This is a genomic window from Streptomyces sp. NPDC107575 (assembly GCF_055657265.1).
Genome location: NZ_JBVKBG010000004.1, coordinates 383,080 through 398,208 on the forward strand (window position 1 = coordinate 383,080; position 15,129 = coordinate 398,208).

Sequence of the window (15,129 nt, forward strand, 5' to 3'; positions counted from 1 at the left end):
GGCTACGAGCGGGGCCTGCTGCGGGGCGGCCGGGGGAGCGGGCTGGGTGGCGTAGAGGTACTGCCCGGCGGCGGTGATGTCGACGGGCAGGTGGACGGGATGGGTGCCTGCGCGGGTGCGCGCGGCTCAATGGGGTTGTGCACCTGGTTTTTGGGCGTGTGGTGACGGGCTACTGTGATCGCGGCTTGCTCCACACTTCATGGTTGACCTTCGGTGAACTATGACTGCGGTGGGGACAGGCCTCCGTCTCGACCGGTCCAGCATCAGGAGTTGGGCTGTATTCGGGCGCCCCACCCTGCGGGCGTGAGGCCCACGCAGCGCGCGGCTATGGACGACGTGTGGACGGCGGTACCTGTCACTTGCGCCGGTTGGGTATCTACGCAGGTCAGAATGCTTGCCCATGCCTGATCTTTAGGTGACTGTAAATCTGCCGGCTCAGCCTTCCCAGGTTCGAATCCTGGCGCCGCCACACTTGGGAAAGTCCCCTCCGAACTGCGGAAACGTAGTCCGGAGGGGTCTTCTTTTTGTTTGCGCGCTGATCTCCGACGAGTGGCCGGGAGCGCGTGACCTGTCTCACCCCGCCTCGGGCGAGTCCCAGGCCTGAGTCACGCGTGTCCCCCAGGCGTCCCCCGGGGACGGCCTAGCCGTGCCACTCCCGGAGGCGGTCCGTTCGGCTTCGGACGCCAGTTACCCGCGTTGTGTCCAGAAGCCCGTCGGTACCTGCAGCACGGCTCCCAGCAGGTCGCCGGGGTAGTAGTCGCCCGCACATGTGGCGATCCCCTGTAGGCCGCCGGAACACCCTTGTGTGGGGGATGGGGCGCCCATATGGTGAACCGCCTTGTGACTCGGTTACGGCCCGGGAGCGGGCGGTGGCGAGGCGGTCTTGGGCGCCGCGGGCAGCCGCGAGTGACGGTACGCGGCACTGCGCGGCGGGGCACATCGCGGAGAGCAGCGGCAAGAAGAGGCGGGGCGGCATGCGTGTTGGGCTGGTGACCATGCCCTGGCATCCGATCGACCTGCCCTCCCTCCAGGTGGGCCTGCTGCACCAGCTGCTCCGGGACGTACGCCCGGCGGACGAGGTGCGCGAGTTCCACGGCTCGCTGCGCTGGGCGGAGCTGTTGCTCGAACGTTCGGGCGGCCGGCTGAGCCCCAGTGACTACGAGGCGATCGGCAGCGACTCGATCTTCCACGGGATCGGTGACTGGGTGTTCTCCGGAGTCCTCTACGGCGACGAGGACTGGGGCGCCGCCCAGCTGCGGTCGTACGCCCGCGAGCGCGGCGTGCCCGGCGACACCCTCGACACCGCCTTCGAGATGCGCCGCCACGCCGCCGCGTACATCGAGAGCTGCGCGACCGAGGTGCTGGCGCACGAGCCCGACCTCGTCGGGTTCACGAGCACGTTCATGCAGAACGTGCCCTCCCTCGCACTCGCCAAGGAACTCAAGCTCCGGCGGCCGGAGTTGACCGTCGTTTTCGGCGGCAGCAACTGCGAGGGCCCCATGGGGCACGCCCTGCACCGCAACCACCCCTACGTGGACCATGTCGTGCGCGGCGAAGGGGAGTACGCCTTCCCGGCGCTCCTCGCCCACCTGGACGCGGGCACAGCCCCCGACGACGTTCCCGGGCTCTGCTGGTGGGACGACGGCGTCTCGCGGGTCAACACCGAGCCGCAGCGCACTGTGGCTCCGGCCCACATACCCTCGCCCGATTACGACCAGTGGCAGGCCGAGATCGAGGCGTCGTCGGTCCTCGAGTACGTGTACCCCAAGCTGGTCGTCGAGGGGGCCCGCGGCTGCTGGTGGGGCGAGAAGCACCACTGCACTTTCTGCGGCCTCAACGGCAGCACCATGGCGTTTCGCGCCAAGCCCGGCGAGCGGCTGTGGAGCGAGATCGAACGCCTCGTGCGCCGCCACCGCATCCTCGACATCGTCACCGTCGACAACATCATCGACATGGCGTACTTCAAGGACTTCCTGCCGCTCGCCGCCGACAGCGGCTGGGACCTGCGGATCCACTACGAAGTGAAGTCCAACCTCAACCGGGAGCAGATCGCCGCGCTCGCCGCCGCGGGCGTCGTCCTCATCCAGCCCGGCATCGAGAGCCTCAGCAACCGCGTCCTCGACCTGATGGACAAGGGCGTCACCGGCGCGCGCAACATCCGCACGCTGCGCGAGTTCGACAACCACGAGATCACCTGCACCTGGAACTACCTCTACGGATTCCCCGGCGAGACCGTGCGCGACTACGCGCGCGTGCTCGACCAACTGCCCGCCCTCGTGCACCTCCAGCCGCCGAGCGGCGCCTTCCGCATCCAGCTGGAGCGCTTCAGCCCGCACTTCACCGACCCCGCCCTGGGCTTCGGCAAGCGACGCCCCGCCGACATGTACCAGCACGTGTACGAGCTCCCGGAGGCCGAACTCGCCGACCTGGTCTACCTGTTCGACACCGAGGACGCCGGCATCGGCGGCGACACGGAGGACCGGCTGCTGCGGGCCGTGGCGCAATGGCGCGCGCAGCACGCCACGTCGACCCTCGTCATGGAACAGGCGGGCGAGGACGAGAACACGCTCCTCGTACGGGACCGCCGCGAGGGCTGGCCGCGCCGCACCTACTGGTTCAACGGCTGGGAGGCGGCCGCCCTGCGCATCCTGGAGGAGGGCGGCAGCGAAGCCGCCCTGCAGCGCAAACTCGCTGCCGCGGGGCACGACGTACCGGCTGAGGAGCTGGGGGAGTGGGTCGCGCAGGCCGTCATGTTCGGCCTCCTCTTCCGGGACACCGGCACCTACGTGTCGCTGCCCACCCGCACCGCACCGATCCGCGTCGAGGACCCGCCCTCGAGCCCTTCCGCCCCGGCGGCCTCCGGATGACCGCGCTCCCCGCCCTCGTCCCGCACCGCGTCATCGGCACCCGTGTCCGCGTGACCGAGCCGCTGCCCCTGCACGGCGACGGCCGCACCACCACGCGCGCGGTCCAGTTCCTGCGTGAGTGCCAGGCCTCGGGGCTGCGCACCCACTGGGAAGCGGACACGGCAGGTGCGGCCGTCACCGCCGAGCGTCATACGTATGACCTCCGCACCCTGCACCACCTCCCGCCCCCCTCCCAACAGGCCGAGGAACCGGGCGAGTTGACGACCTGGCGCGCCACGCACACCTACGGGATGCTCTACCACCGCCGCGGCCCCGGCTTCGTCACCGTCATGGACCGCCGGGAGCGCCCCGCATCGGCGCGATTCACGCTCGACCACCCCGACCTGCTCGCCGCCTTCGACACGCTGAGCGACGCCACCCCGCTCGACACGCTCGTCCCCGCCCACCAGGAGGCGGCCCGCCATCTGACGGAGGAAGGGCTCGCGCTGATCGTGGACGGATGGGCGGTGGCGCTGCCCCCACGGATGCGCCGCTGGCCCGTGCCGTGCATGGGCATCTGACAGTGGACATCTGACGCCGTGTCGCACCGCGAGAAGCCCGCTCAGGGTCCTTCCTGAGGGGGTTTCACCGTGTGCCCGCGACGATCACGACGCAGACTGAACCCATGCCGACGACAACCCGCCGCCGAAACTGCCCCGAATGCCGCCGCGACATCGCGGTCGTGGCGGGCCGCTTCGCCCGCCACGATCCTCCCGGCTCCCGCGCCGCGGGAGAGCTGGTCTCCTGCCCCGGCTCACGCCGCCCCGCCCAGCTCGGCGCCGTCCAGGACGCGCTCGACGGCTACGTGGTCCCGCACGTGCCGGGCCAGATGCCGCTGTTCTGAACGGCGCTGCTCTGAACGACGCCGTTCTGAACGGCGCCGCCGTTCTGCGGGCGTACGCGGCTCAGTTGCCCGCGACCGACTTCACGGCGACGGTGACCGGCGTGGAGCCGGAGATCAGCTCCAGCGTCAGCCCTGCCGTGGCGGGCGTGTCCACCAGTTCCGCGAGGACGGCCGCCACGTCGTCGCGCGGCACCGGCCCGCGCCCGGTCGAGGCCTCCAGACGGACGAGCCCGTTGCCCGCGTCGTTCGTCAGCTGACCGGGCCGCAGGATCGTCCAGTCGAGCCCGGTACGGCGCCGTACGTCGTCGTCGGCCGCGCCCTTGGCCCGCAGGTACACGTCGAAGACCTCGTCGCCCTGGTGCGCGGCGTCCGCGGCCATCGCCGACACCACGACGTAGCGGCGCACCTTGGCCCGCTCCGCGGCGTCCGCGAACAGCACGGCGGCGTCCCGGTCCACGGTGTCCTTCCGGCCGGCTCCGCTGCCCGGCCCCGCGCCCGCCGCGAACACGGCCGCGTCCGCACCCTGCAGATGCGCCGCGACCTCCTCCACGGACGCGGACTCCAGGTCGCACAGGACGGGTTCCGCACCGGCGGAGCGCAGGGCGTCACCCTGCTCCGACCTGCGGATGATGCCCGCGACTTCGTCCCCGCGCGCGGAGAGCAGCCGCTCGAGCCGCAGCGCGATCTGACCATGACCCCCAGCGATGACAATGCGCATGCCTTCGACGGTACGCCCGAGGCGGACGGTTCACCGTGCAACCAAGCGTGCCCCGGCAGCGTCCACCCGTTCGATCCGGGCACTCACCCGGGCACTCACCCGGACACTCGTCCGGTCGCTCAAGCGGGGCCGCCGCCCCCGTACTTGGCCGCCCGCCCCTGCCGCGGCAGGTCGAGGGCGACCGCCGCGGCGGAGTCGCAGTACTCCCGCACGGCGCTGGTCCGCGCCACCACACGCCCCCGGTGCACGACGATCCGGCTGTATGCGAGGGAGAGCGCCCCCGCGAGCCGGTCGCCCCGCACCGCGAGCAGCTCCGCGGGGAACCCCGCCTCCACGCGCACCTCCGGCAGACCGAGCGCCGCCCTGGCCGTCGAACCGACCGCCTCGTAGGCGTCCTCGGGGCGCATCCCGTGGAGCGATGCCAACAGGTAGGCGGCCTCCAGCGGGTCGCCGCGCCCCACCGGGTTGGACACGTCGCGCAGCGCGCCGCTGCCCGCCGCGACCGGCACCCCGGCCGCCCGCAGCAGCCGCACCGGCGCGACGCCCCGCTCGTCCACCCCGGCGCACCCGCCCTGCGGCAGGCACATCACCGTCACGCCCGCGGCCGCGAGCCGGTCAACGGCGGGCCGCGCCGCCTCCTCAGGAAGCCGGGAGAGCCCGCCCAGCGGCCCGACGGTGACGCCCGTGCGCAGCCCGCCGACCGCCGCCGCGAGCCGCCCGAGCCGTGCCGGATCGGCCCCGTCCGTGTGCAGGTCGACCGGGCACCCGTGCTCGGCGGCGACCTCGACCACCGCCTCCACGTAGCCCGTTGGGTCGGGGTCCAGGTCGGGGCAGCCGCCCACTACGGAGGCGCCCATCTTGACGGCGTCGCGCAACATGGCGAGCCCGTCGGCCCCGGCGAGCCCGGTCAGCAGCCGGGGCATCGCCACCGTGCGCAGATCCGCGAGCCCCACCAGCGAACGCCTCGCCTGGAGCACCGCCTCCATCGAACCGAGCCCCTCCATGTCGCCGATCCGCACGTGGGTGCGCAGGGCGGTGGCCCCGTGGCCGAGCTGCAGCAGGGCGCTCTCGGTGGCCCGGCGCTGGACGTCCTCCGGGTCGCACGGGACGGGGCCCTCGCAGTCGGCCGACAGGGCCGTGTCGCCGTGCGCGTGCGCCTCCACGGGGGCCGGGAGCAGCAGGCAGCCGGTGAGGTCCAGGCGCGAGCCGTGCGCGGTGAGGCTGCCGGCCGTGCCGACCGCCTCGATCCGCCCGCCGCCGAGCCGCACGTCCACGACCCTGCCGTCGGTGAGCCGGGCTCCGCTCAGCAGCAGCCCGGAGCCCTCGGGCACGCCGGGTGACGGTGGCTGCTGCGAGGGGCTGTGGGGCATCGCGCTCCTGAGGGCTCGGCGGGGACGCGGATCGCGTGGACGCGGGTCGCACGGAACAAGATCACGCAGGGCGCGTCGAGCCTAGGACCGCGACAGGGCCGCTTCGAGGACCGCCGAAATAGTCGTACTGGTGGGGTCCGAGAGGCTCATGTGCCTGGCGCGAGAAGGCGGCGTCGTTCCCGGCGGGCGGGGGCGCGAAACGGATTTGGGCGATCGGCGCGCAACCGTGTAATGTCTTCCTCGCTCGCCCCAATAGCTCAGTCGGTAGAGCGTCTCCATGGTAAGGAGAAGGTCTGCGGTTCGATTCCGCATTGGGGCTCTGGTGCAGACGTCGTTCGCGTCGCTTGCATCACAGCGGTGTAGCTCAGTCGGTAGAGCAAGCGGCTCATAATCGCTGTGTCACCGGTTCAAGTCCGGTCACCGCTACTGACAGTAGCCGATTGTGGGGTCGGTCCTTCGATCGGCTACTCTTCTATGTGTTAAACCTTTTGTCCCATCCGTTCGTCAAGGAGCACTCACGTGGCTGCCACCGACGTCCGCCCGAAGATCACGCTGGCCTGCGTGGAGTGCAAGGAGCGGAACTACATCACCAAGAAGAACCGGCGTAACAACCCGGACCGTCTTGAGATGAAGAAGCACTGCCCGCGTTGCAACGCGCACACCGCGCACCGCGAAACGCGATAAATCAGGCTCGTACACGAGGCCGTCCCCACTTCGGGGGCGGCCTCGTGTCGTTTCGTAGATCAGGCAGATCGAGAACACTTCCAGGAGGTGCCGAGCCCATGGCGCTCGACCAGTCCTTCGTGGGGCGGACCTATCCGCCCACCGCCCCGTACGAGGTCGGCCGGGAGAAGATCCGTGAGTTCGCGGAGGCCGTGGGGGACGCGAATCCCGCATACCTCGACCGCGCCGCCGCCGAGGAGCTCGGCCACCCCGATGTGATCGCCCCACCGACCTTTGTGTTCGCGATCACTTTCAAGGCCGCGGGTGAGGTGATCCACGACCCGGAGCTGGGTCTGGACTACAGCCGCGTCGTGCACGGCGACCAGAAGTTCGCCTACACGCGTCCGGTGCGCGCCGGTGACCGGCTGACCGTGACCTCGACCATCGAGGGCATCAAGTCGCTCGCGGGCAACGACATCATCGACGTGCGGGGCGAGGTGCACGACGAGGCCGGTGAGCACGTCGTGACCGCCTGGACCAAGCTCGTCTCGCGCGCCGCTGAGGAGGCCTGATCGCCATGGCGACGACCATCAAGTACGCCGACGTCGAGGTCGGCACCGAGCTGCCCGCGCAGACCTTCCCTGTGAGCCGCGCCACGCTGGTGCAGTACGCGGGCGCCTCCGGTGACTTCAACCCGATCCACTGGAACGAGAAGTTCGCGGTCGAGGTCGGTCTGCCGGACGTGATTGCGCACGGCATGTTCACGATGGCCGAGGCGATCCGCGTCGTCACCGACTGGGCCGGCGACCCGGCCGCCGTCGTCGAGTACGGCGTCCGCTTCACCAAGCCGGTCGTGGTCCCGAACGACGACAAGGGTGCCGAGATCGAGGTCGGCGCCAAGGTCGCGGCCAAGCTCGACGACAACCGCGTACGGGTCGACCTGGTCGCGACGAGCGCTGGGCAGAAGGTGCTCGGGATGTCGCGGGCGGTCGTTCAGCTGGTCTGAGCGCTGCCTACGTAGCTGTGTGTAAGGGGCGTCCTCCATGGTGGGGCGCCCCTTACGCGTGCCGGCTCCCGAAGGGGTTGACGTAGGTAGTGATTGGCCACTAACTTGGTCGCATGGTCAGGATGAGTGCGGAGGAGCGGCGCGAGAGCGTCGTCCGCGCGGCGATCACGGAGTTCGCCCGCGGCGGCTACAACGGCACGTCCACCGAGGCGATCGCCAAGCGGGTCGGTGTCTCGCAGCCGTATCTCTTCCGGCTCTTCCCGGGCAAGCAGGCCATCTTTCTCGCGGCCGCCCAGCGCTGCTGTCAGGACATCACCAAGGTCTTCCAGCGGGCGTCCGAGGGTGCCGAGGGGGAGGAGGCGTTGCAGTGCATGGGGGACGCGTACCAGGCACTGATCGCCGAGGATCCCGAGAAGCTGCTCATGCAGATGCAGATCTACGTCGCCGTGGCCGCCGCCGAAGCGGCGGGGGACCGGGAGTTCGGGGAGTCGCTTCGCGCTTCCTGGATGGAGATGTACGACGTGGCCAACCTGGCGATGGGGGCGGACGCCGGCGAGACGACGCAGTTCCTCGCCTTCGGGATGCTGATCAATGTCCTGGTGTCCATGGGCTTCAAGCCGGACCACCGGGTCTGGGCCGGGTTCCACGAGGCGACGCAGGCGCAGGCGGCGGAGGAGAAGTGAGACCGCGCGGCGCAGAGGTGTTTTTTTTGCCCGCGCAAGTTAGTCATCAATAACTAACCAAGCGATCGCTGGGGGAAGCAATGGCACGGACAACAGCACCAGCACAGCGCGGAGGAGCCCTCTGGGCGCTCCTCATCACCAGCGTCGCCGGATTCATGGCGGCCCTCGACAACCTCGTCGTCACGACGGCCCTGCCGTCCATCCGCCAGGACCTCGGCGGCGCGCTCGACGACCTGGAGTGGACGGTCAGCGCCTACACGCTCACCTTCGCCGTCCTGCTGATGTTCGGTGCGGCGCTGGGGGACCGCTTCGGGCGCAGGCGGCTCTTCCTGGTCGGGCTCGCGATCTTCACCGGGTCCTCCGCGGCCGCGGCCCTGGCCACCGGCATCGACTCGCTGATCGCCGCCCGCGCCGTGCAGGGCGTCGGCGCCGCGATCATGATGCCGCTCACGCTGACCCTGCTCACCGCGGCCGTCCCGGCGGCCAAGCGCGGCCTGGCGTACGGCATTTGGGGCGCGGTCAACGGGCTCGCGGTCGCCTCCGGACCGCTCATCGGCGGCAGCCTCACCGAGCACGTCTCCTGGCACTGGATCTTCTGGCTGAACGTTCCGCTGGGCCTCGCCCTGCTGCCCCTCGCCCGGCTGCGCCTGAAGGAGTCGTACGGCGCCGGCGCCCGCCTCGACATCGTGGGCACCCTGCTCGCCAGCGGCGGTCTGTTCGGCATCGTGTACGGCCTGGTGCGCGCGCCCGTCGTCGGCTGGACCGACACCCTCGTGCTGATCGGTCTGTTCGCGGGCACGGCGCTGCTCGTCGGGTTCGTGCGCCACGGGATCCGCAACGAGCACTCCATGCTGCCCATGCGGCTCTTCCGCTCCCGCGCCTTCGCCGGGATCAACGCCGCGAGCCTGCTGATGTTCCTCGGGATGTTCGGCTCGATCTTCCTGCTCAGCCAGTTCCTGCAGGGCGTGCTCGGCTACTCGCCGACCGAGGCGGGCCTCAGGATGCTGCCCTGGACCGGCATGCCGATGCTCGTCGCGCCGATCGCCGGGATCCTCTCGGACCGCATCGGCGGCCGGCCCGTCGTCGCGGCGGGGCTCTTCCTCCAGGCGGTCGGGCTCGGCTGGTTCGCCGCCGTGGTCTCCGCCGACGTCTCGTACGCCGCTCAACTGCCCGCCCTGATCGTCAGCGGCATCGGCATGGCCCTCTACTTCGCCCCGGCCGCCAACCTGGTCATGTCCAGCGTCCTGCCCCAGGAGCAGGGCATCGCCTCCGGCGCCAACAACGCACTGCGCGAGGTCGGCGGCGCGCTCGGCATCGCGGTCATGTCGTCGGTCTTCTCGGCCCAGGGCGGCTACGACTCCGCGCAGCACTTCGTGAACGGGATCGAGCCCGCGCTGTGGGTGGGCGCCGGGATCGTGGCCGTGGCCGGTGTCGCCGCCCTGTTCATCCCACGGGCGGGGCGCACGACGCCCGTCACGCACGATGCCGATCCCGCCCCTGTCCTGGAAAACGCCTGATCACCGCAGCCCATCCGGGAGGAACGCCATGCCGACCCTGCCCTGGACCACCCCGAACACCCCGCCCGCGCGCGTGGAGGCCCATGTCTTCGCCTCCCGCTTCGAGACCCGCACGCTGTGGGGCGCCCTGAAGTTCTTCGCCCGCACGCCCGCCATCTGGCGACAGGTGGGGCGGGCACCGGGCGCCTACGGAGCGACCCTGAAGGCGACGCCCCTGCGGCGCACCTTCTGGACCCTGTCCGTCTGGGAGTCGCCCAAGGCCCTGCGGGACTTCGCGGCCACCGCGCCGCACGCGGGGATCTCCGCGGGCCTGCGGGCACAGATGAAGGACTCGACCTTCCTCACCTGGAAGGCGTCGACCGACGAGCTGCCGCTCCACTGGAAGGACGTCCTGTCGCGCTTCGAGTGAGCCCGGCCACGGCAGCAACGGCCCCGTCCGAGCGGCGGGGCCGTTCTCGTACCCTTGAGCGCGTGCAGGAACTCCACGACGCCCCTCTCGCCCCCCTGACCACCTTCCGGCTCGGCGGGCCCGCCACCCGGCTGCTCACCGCGACCACCGACGCCGAGGTGATCGAAGCGGTGCGCGAGGCCGACGCCTCCGGTACGCCGCTGCTGATCATCGGCGGCGGCAGCAACCTCGTCATCGGCGACAAGGGCTTCGCGGGCACCGCCCTGCGCATCGCCACCAAGGGCTTCGAACTCGACGGTACGAAGCTGGAGCTGGCGGCCGGCGAGGTCTGGACCGACGCCGTCGAACGCACCGTCGAAGCCGGGCTCGCGGGCGTCGAGTGCCTCGCCGGGATCCCCGGCTCCGCGGGCGCGACGCCGATCCAGAACGTGGGGGCGTACGGCCAGGAGGTCTCCGCCACGATCACCGAGGTGGTCGCCTACGACCGCACGGCCGGCGAGACCGTCACGATCCCGAACGCCGAGTGCGCCTTCTCGTACCGGCACAGCCGCTTCAAGGCCGAACCTGACCGCTACGTAGTGCTGCGCGTGCGGTTCGAGCTGGAGGACGCGGGCGGGCTCAGCGCGCCCCTGAAGTACCCGGAGACCGCGCGCGCCCTCGGTGTCGAGGCGGGCGAGCGGGTCCCGGCCGTCCTCGCGCGCGAGACCGTCCTGAAGCTGCGCGGCGGCAAGGGCATGGTGCTGGACCCGGAGGACCACGACACCTGGTCGGCGGGCTCGTTCTTCACCAACCCGATCCTCACGGATGCGGAGTTCGCGGCCTTCCACGCGCGCGTGGTCGAGCGTCTGGGGGCGGACGCGAAGGCCCCCGCGTTCCCCGCCGGTGAGGGCCTCACCAAGACCTCGGCGGCCTGGCTCATCGACAAGGCGGGCTTCACCAAGGGGTACGGGAGCGGCCCCGCCCGCATCTCCACCAAGCACACCCTCGCCCTGACCAACCGCGGCGAGGCCACCACGGAGGACCTGCTCGCGCTCGCCCGCGAGGTCGTCGCCGGGGTCAGGGACGTCTTCGGCGTGACGCTGGTCAACGAGCCGGTGACGGTCGGCGTCAGCCTCTGAGCCGCCCGCGGCCCCGGCCCTAGTAGGCGACCCCGACGCCCTGCTTCACCGTCGCCGGGTCGTCCACCGTCGCCAGCATCGCGTGCGCCACGTCCGCGCGGCCGGCGAAGCGCCCCGCGCGCGGGAAGCCGCCCACGACCGTGCGGTAGGACCCGGTGACCGGCTTGTCCTGGAGGCGGGGCGGCCGCACCGAGGTCCAGTCCGTCGCGCTGCGCGCCAACTCGGCCTCCATGGCGGCCAGATCGACGTAGACGTCCTTGAGGAACGCGCCGACGACCTTGAGCATCAGCCGGTCGGCGAGCGGCGAGTCCGCGGGCTGCGGGCCCACCGGCGCCGCGCTGACCACCACCAGCCTGCGCACGCCCTCCGCCTCCATCGCCTTCAGGACCGACCGCGTCAGCTCCGTGGCGATGCCCGCGTCCGCCTTCTTGCGAGCGCCCAGGCCGGACAGTACGGCGTCCCGGCCCGCGACCGCCGGACGCAGCGACTCGGGGTCCTTCAGGTCGGCGCGGACCACCTCCAGGCGCTCGCCGGTCACCGTGAGCCGCGCGGGGTCGCGGACCACCGCCGTCACCTCGTGCCCCGCTTCCAGGGCCTGCTTGACGATCTCCTGTCCGATTCCGCCCGTCGCACCGAAAACCGTGAGCTTCATGGCGTGCCTCCAGGTGTGCGTCGCATGGTGGGTGAGTACTCACTCACCCCCGTTGACCCTTAGAGTGAGTGAGTACTCACCCCCGCGTCAAGCATTGTTGGAGCCTGCATGGATCAGAAGCCGGCCCGTGTCCGCATCGTCGACGCGGCCCACGAACTCATGCTGAGCATCGGCCTCGCCAGGACGACCACCAAGGAGATCGCCAAGGCGGCGGGCTGCTCCGAAGCGGCGCTCTACAAGTACTTCGCCAACAAGGAGGAGCTCTTCGTGACGGTGCTGGGCGAGCGCCTCCCGAAGCTGGGTTCCCTGCTCGGCAGGCTCCTCAAGGAGGGCGCTGGGGACCCCGACCGCACGGTCGAGCAGAACCTCACCGACATCGCCCACGAAGCGGCGCTCTTCTATGAGCAGACGTTCCCGATGGCCGCGTCCCTGTACGCGGAGCCCAAGCTCAAGCGCCGCCACGAAGAGGTGATGCGCGAACTGGGCACAGGGCCGCACAAGCCGATCCAGGGCCTGGACGCCTACTTGCGGGCCGAACAGAAGGCCGGACGCATCGGTGCCGAAGTCGACACGTACGCCGCCGCCTCGCTCCTGCTCGGCGCGTGTTCACAACGCGCCTTCGCCTACGAGATGTCCCCGGACGGCAAGCCGCCCCAGCCGGTGGACGAGTTCGCGGCCCACATCGCGCGCACCCTGCTGCGCGGAATCGCCTGAGCCCTCCGGCGGGTCAGGCGGCCAGCCACTCCTCGATGCCGCCCAGGAGCTTCTCCTTGGTGTCGTGCGGGGCAGCGGAGCCGCGCACCGACTGGCGGGCCAGCTCGGCCAGTTCGGCGTCCGTGAAGCCGTGGTGGCGGCGCGCGATGTCGTACTGGGCGGCCAGCCGAGAGCCGAACAGGAGCGGGTCGTCGGCGCCCAGCGCCATCGGCACCCCGGCGTCGTACAGCGTGCGCAGCGGCACGTCCTCGGGCTTCTCGTAGACGCCCAGGGCGACGTTCGAAGCCGGGCACACCTCGCAGGTCACGCCCCCGTCCGCGAGACGCTTCAGGAGCCGCGGGTCCTCGGCGGCCCGCACACCGTGGCCGACCCGCGTGGCGTCCAGGTCGTCGAGGCAGTCGCGCACGGACGAGGGCCCGGTCAGCTCGCCGCCGTGCGGAGCGCTCAACAGCCCGCCCTCGCGCGCGATGTGGAAGGCCCGGTCGAAGTCCCGGGCCATGCCGCGCCGTTCGTCGTTGGAGAGCCCGAAGCCGACGATGCCCCGGTCCGCGTACCGCACCGCGAGCCGCGCCAGCGTGCGGGCGTCCAGCGGATGCTTCATGCGGTTCGCGGCGACCAGGACGCGCATCCCGAGCCCGGTCTCGCGCGAGGCGCTGTCGACGGCGTCGAGGATGACCTCAAGGGCCGGGATGAGACCGCCCAGCATCGGCGCGTACGACGTCGGGTCGACCTGGATCTCCAGCCAGCCGCCGCCGTCCGCGATGTCCTCCTCCGCGGCCTCCCGCACCAGACGCTGAATGTCCTCGGGGGCCCGCAGGCAGGAACGCGCCGCATCGTAGAGCCGCTGGAAGCGGAACCAGCCGCGCTCGTCCGTCGCCCGCAGCTTCGGCGGTTCCGCCCCGGTCAGCGCCTCGGGGAGCCGCACTCCGTACTTGTCGGCGAGTTCCAGCAGGGTCGTGGGCCGCATCGACCCGGTGAAGTGCAGATGCAGGTGGGCCTTGGGCAATTGACGTACATCACGTCCTACACGCTCCATCCCAAGATCCTGCCGTACACACCTGTCGTACCGGTAGCGCCTTTCCACCTTCGGGGCCCCGCCCGAACGAACAAGCGGGCCGCCTCCTTAAGGAGGCGGCCCGCTCGCGAGACGTTCAGGAAGCTCAGTCGCGCGCCTCGGCGAGCAGCTTCTGGATGCGCGAGACACCCTCGACGAGGTCCTCGTCACCGAGCGCGTACGACAGACGCAGGTAACCCGGCGTACCGAAGGCCTCGCCCGGCACCACCGCGACCTCGGCCTCCTCCAGGATGAGCGCGGCGAGCTCGACGGAGCTCTGCGGACGCTTGCCGCGGATCTCCTTGCCGAGCAGGCCCTTCACCGACGGGTACGCGTAGAACGCGCCCTCGGGCTCCGGGCACACGAAGCCGTCGATCTCGTTGAGCATCCGCACGATCGTCTTACGACGCCGGTCGAAGGCCTCGCGCATCTTCTCCACGGCCGTCAGATCCCCGGACACGGCGGCGAGCGCGGCCGCCTGCGCCACGTTGGAGACGTTCGACGTCGCGTGCGACTGCAGGTTCGTCGCGGCCTTCACGACGTCCTTCGGGCCGATGATCCACCCGACGCGCCAGCCGGTCATCGCGTACGTCTTCGCCACGCCGTTGACCACGATGCACTTGTCGCGCAGCTCCGGAAGGAGCGCGGGCAGCGACGTGAACTTCGCGTCTCCGTAGACGAGGTGCTCGTAGATCTCGTCCGTCATCACCCACAGGCCGTGCTCCACGGCCCAGCGGCCGATGGCCTCGGCGTCGGCCTCGCTGTACACGGCGCCCGTCGGGTTCGAGGGCGACACGAACAGGACGACCTTGGTGCGCTCGGTGCGCGCGGCCTCCAGCTGCTCCACGGAGACGCGGTAGCCGGTCGTCTCGTCGGCGACGACCTCCACCGGGACACCGCCCGCGAGGCGGATCGACTCCGGGTACGTGGTCCAGTACGGGGCCGGGACGATGACCTCGTCGCCCGGGTCGAGGATCGCGGCGAACGCCTCGTAGATGGCCTGCTTGCCGCCGTTCGTCACCAGGATCTGCGAGGCGTCGACCTCGTAGCCGGAGTCGCGCAGCGTCTTCGCGGCGATCGCGGCCTTCAGCTCGGGCAGGCCGCCGGCGGGGGTGTAGCGGTGGAACTTCGGGTTCTTGCAGGCCTCGATGGCCGCTTCGACCACGTAGTCCGGCGTCGGGAAGTCGGGCTCACCGGCGCCGAAGCCGATCACCGGGCGCCCGGCGGCCTTGAGGGCCTTGGCCTTGGCGTCGACGGCGAGGGTCGCGGACTCGGAGATCGAGCCGACCCGGGCCGACACCCGGCGCTCGGTGGGAGAGGAACCTGCGGACGGAGAAGGAGTTGCAGCGCTCATGGCCCCATCGTTCCAGACCGGAAAGGCGCCGGGCACACGGGTTTCGAAGAGCGAGAAACCGCTCTTGATCCACTTCTTGATCCACTTGCGGATGTTGCTCGTTCGACGGAGGGCCCAGGAA

General features: G+C 70.9%; 16 protein-coding genes and 2 tRNA genes. 13 read left to right on the forward strand and 5 right to left on the reverse strand.

The annotated features are described in order from the left end of the window. Positions 1-995: 995 nt before the first annotated feature. The 3 genes from ACZ7L4_RS21330 to ACZ7L4_RS21340 all read left to right on the forward strand — a co-directional run bounded on the left by ACZ7L4_RS21330 (position 996) and on the right by ACZ7L4_RS21340 (position 3,750). Entirely contained in the window at positions 996-2,867 is a 1,872-nt protein-coding gene (locus tag ACZ7L4_RS21330; RefSeq protein ID WP_472104632.1) for a RiPP maturation radical SAM C-methyltransferase, read from the forward strand. Continuing rightward, positions 2,864-3,427 (forward strand): DUF5825 family protein, encoded by a 564-nt coding sequence (locus ACZ7L4_RS21335; RefSeq protein WP_472104634.1) that lies wholly within the window; start codon positions 2,864-2,866, stop codon positions 3,425-3,427. The genes ACZ7L4_RS21330 and ACZ7L4_RS21335 overlap by 4 nt, the downstream gene beginning before the upstream one ends. 104 nt (positions 3,428-3,531) lie before the next feature. Next, positions 3,532-3,750 (forward strand): hypothetical protein, encoded by a 219-nt coding sequence (locus tag ACZ7L4_RS21340; protein ID WP_450817704.1) that lies wholly within the window; start codon positions 3,532-3,534, stop codon positions 3,748-3,750. 61 nt (positions 3,751-3,811) lie between these two features. Here ACZ7L4_RS21340 and ACZ7L4_RS21345 read toward each other — a convergent pair whose 3' ends face one another. Together ACZ7L4_RS21345 and ACZ7L4_RS21350 are read right to left on the reverse strand one after the other, a co-directional pair. Further along, entirely contained in the window at positions 3,812-4,468 is a 657-nt protein-coding gene (locus ACZ7L4_RS21345; RefSeq protein ID WP_472104635.1) for an SDR family oxidoreductase, read from the reverse strand. A 119-nt stretch (positions 4,469-4,587) separates the two neighbouring features. Next, a complete protein-coding gene (locus ACZ7L4_RS21350; RefSeq protein WP_472104637.1) occupies positions 4,588-5,838 on the reverse strand; it encodes an amidohydrolase family protein in 1,251 nt (416 codons plus the stop codon). 246 nt (positions 5,839-6,084) lie between these two features. Between ACZ7L4_RS21350 and ACZ7L4_RS21355 the strand changes: the two genes are divergently transcribed. From ACZ7L4_RS21355 to ACZ7L4_RS21395, 9 genes are all read left to right on the forward strand, one after another. Beyond that, positions 6,085-6,157: transfer RNA gene (locus ACZ7L4_RS21355), tRNA-Thr, on the forward strand. Positions 6,158-6,191: 34 nt separating this feature from the next. Next, positions 6,192-6,264: transfer RNA gene (locus ACZ7L4_RS21360), tRNA-Met, on the forward strand. A gap of 93 nt (positions 6,265-6,357) precedes the next feature. Further along, complete coding sequence (rpmG, locus tag ACZ7L4_RS21365) at positions 6,358-6,522, forward strand: 50S ribosomal protein L33 (protein ID WP_003948671.1); 165 nt, start codon at positions 6,358-6,360, stop codon at positions 6,520-6,522. Between the two features lie 98 nt (positions 6,523-6,620). Next, positions 6,621-7,073, forward strand: a complete 453-nt coding sequence (locus ACZ7L4_RS21370) for an FAS1-like dehydratase domain-containing protein (protein WP_385755830.1) — start codon at positions 6,621-6,623, stop codon at positions 7,071-7,073. A 5-nt stretch (positions 7,074-7,078) separates the two neighbouring features. After that, positions 7,079-7,507, forward strand: a complete 429-nt coding sequence (locus ACZ7L4_RS21375; RefSeq protein WP_450817701.1) for a MaoC family dehydratase — start codon at positions 7,079-7,081, stop codon at positions 7,505-7,507. A 113-nt stretch (positions 7,508-7,620) separates the two neighbouring features. Then, positions 7,621-8,190, forward strand: a complete 570-nt coding sequence (locus ACZ7L4_RS21380; RefSeq protein WP_472104640.1) for a TetR/AcrR family transcriptional regulator — start codon at positions 7,621-7,623, stop codon at positions 8,188-8,190. Between the two features lie 80 nt (positions 8,191-8,270). Further along, entirely contained in the window at positions 8,271-9,707 is a 1,437-nt protein-coding gene (locus ACZ7L4_RS21385; RefSeq protein ID WP_472104641.1) for a DHA2 family efflux MFS transporter permease subunit, read from the forward strand. Positions 9,708-9,735: 28 nt separating this feature from the next. Beyond that, a complete protein-coding gene (locus tag ACZ7L4_RS21390; protein ID WP_472104642.1) occupies positions 9,736-10,116 on the forward strand; it encodes a DUF3291 domain-containing protein in 381 nt (126 codons plus the stop codon). Between the two features lie 62 nt (positions 10,117-10,178). Further along, the gene (locus tag ACZ7L4_RS21395; RefSeq protein ID WP_472104643.1) at positions 10,179-11,234 is read left to right on the forward strand and encodes a UDP-N-acetylmuramate dehydrogenase; all 1,056 of its coding nucleotides are present in this window, start codon (positions 10,179-10,181) and stop codon (positions 11,232-11,234) included. A 19-nt stretch (positions 11,235-11,253) separates the two neighbouring features. Here ACZ7L4_RS21395 and ACZ7L4_RS21400 read toward each other — a convergent pair whose 3' ends face one another. Further along, positions 11,254-11,886 (reverse strand): NAD(P)-dependent oxidoreductase, encoded by a 633-nt coding sequence (locus tag ACZ7L4_RS21400; protein ID WP_472104644.1) that lies wholly within the window; start codon positions 11,884-11,886, stop codon positions 11,254-11,256. A 108-nt stretch (positions 11,887-11,994) separates the two neighbouring features. On the opposite strand from ACZ7L4_RS21400, the gene ACZ7L4_RS21405 reads away from it, so the two are divergent. Continuing rightward, positions 11,995-12,600, forward strand: a complete 606-nt coding sequence (locus tag ACZ7L4_RS21405; protein ID WP_472104645.1) for a TetR/AcrR family transcriptional regulator — start codon at positions 11,995-11,997, stop codon at positions 12,598-12,600. Positions 12,601-12,613: 13 nt separating this feature from the next. Here ACZ7L4_RS21405 and ACZ7L4_RS21410 read toward each other — a convergent pair whose 3' ends face one another. Continuing rightward, positions 12,614-13,636 carry an adenosine deaminase gene (locus ACZ7L4_RS21410; protein WP_472104646.1) on the reverse strand — a complete coding sequence of 341 codons (1,023 nt, stop codon included), beginning with the start codon at positions 13,634-13,636 and terminating at the stop codon, positions 12,614-12,616. 124 nt (positions 13,637-13,760) lie between these two features. Beyond that, complete coding sequence (locus tag ACZ7L4_RS21415) at positions 13,761-15,008, reverse strand: pyridoxal phosphate-dependent aminotransferase (RefSeq protein WP_385755847.1); 1,248 nt, start codon at positions 15,006-15,008, stop codon at positions 13,761-13,763. Positions 15,009-15,129: the final 121 nt, after the last annotated feature.

Coding starts and splice junctions, on each gene's coding strand:
- ACZ7L4_RS21330 (WP_472104632.1), top strand. CDS start 996: ATGCCCTGGCATCCGATCGACCTGCCCTCCCTCCAGGTGGGCCTGCTG.
- ACZ7L4_RS21335 (WP_472104634.1), top strand. CDS start 2,864: ATGACCGCGCTCCCCGCCCTCGTCCCGCACCGCGTCATCGGCACCCGT.
- ACZ7L4_RS21340 (WP_450817704.1), top strand. CDS start 3,532: ATGCCGACGACAACCCGCCGCCGAAACTGCCCCGAATGCCGCCGCGAC.
- ACZ7L4_RS21345 (WP_472104635.1), bottom strand. CDS start 4,468: ATGCGCATTGTCATCGCTGGGGGTCATGGTCAGATCGCGCTGCGGCTC.
- ACZ7L4_RS21350 (WP_472104637.1), bottom strand. CDS start 5,838: ATGCCCCACAGCCCCTCGCAGCAGCCACCGTCACCCGGCGTGCCCGAG.
- ACZ7L4_RS21370 (WP_385755830.1), top strand. CDS start 6,621: ATGGCGCTCGACCAGTCCTTCGTGGGGCGGACCTATCCGCCCACCGCC.
- ACZ7L4_RS21375 (WP_450817701.1), top strand. CDS start 7,079: ATGGCGACGACCATCAAGTACGCCGACGTCGAGGTCGGCACCGAGCTG.
- ACZ7L4_RS21380 (WP_472104640.1), top strand. CDS start 7,621: ATGGTCAGGATGAGTGCGGAGGAGCGGCGCGAGAGCGTCGTCCGCGCG.
- ACZ7L4_RS21385 (WP_472104641.1), top strand. CDS start 8,271: ATGGCACGGACAACAGCACCAGCACAGCGCGGAGGAGCCCTCTGGGCG.
- ACZ7L4_RS21390 (WP_472104642.1), top strand. CDS start 9,736: ATGCCGACCCTGCCCTGGACCACCCCGAACACCCCGCCCGCGCGCGTG.
- ACZ7L4_RS21400 (WP_472104644.1), bottom strand. CDS start 11,886: ATGAAGCTCACGGTTTTCGGTGCGACGGGCGGAATCGGACAGGAGATC.
- ACZ7L4_RS21405 (WP_472104645.1), top strand. CDS start 11,995: ATGGATCAGAAGCCGGCCCGTGTCCGCATCGTCGACGCGGCCCACGAA.
- ACZ7L4_RS21410 (WP_472104646.1), bottom strand. CDS start 13,636: ATGGAGCGTGTAGGACGTGATGTACGTCAATTGCCCAAGGCCCACCTG.
- ACZ7L4_RS21415 (WP_385755847.1), bottom strand. CDS start 15,008: ATGAGCGCTGCAACTCCTTCTCCGTCCGCAGGTTCCTCTCCCACCGAG.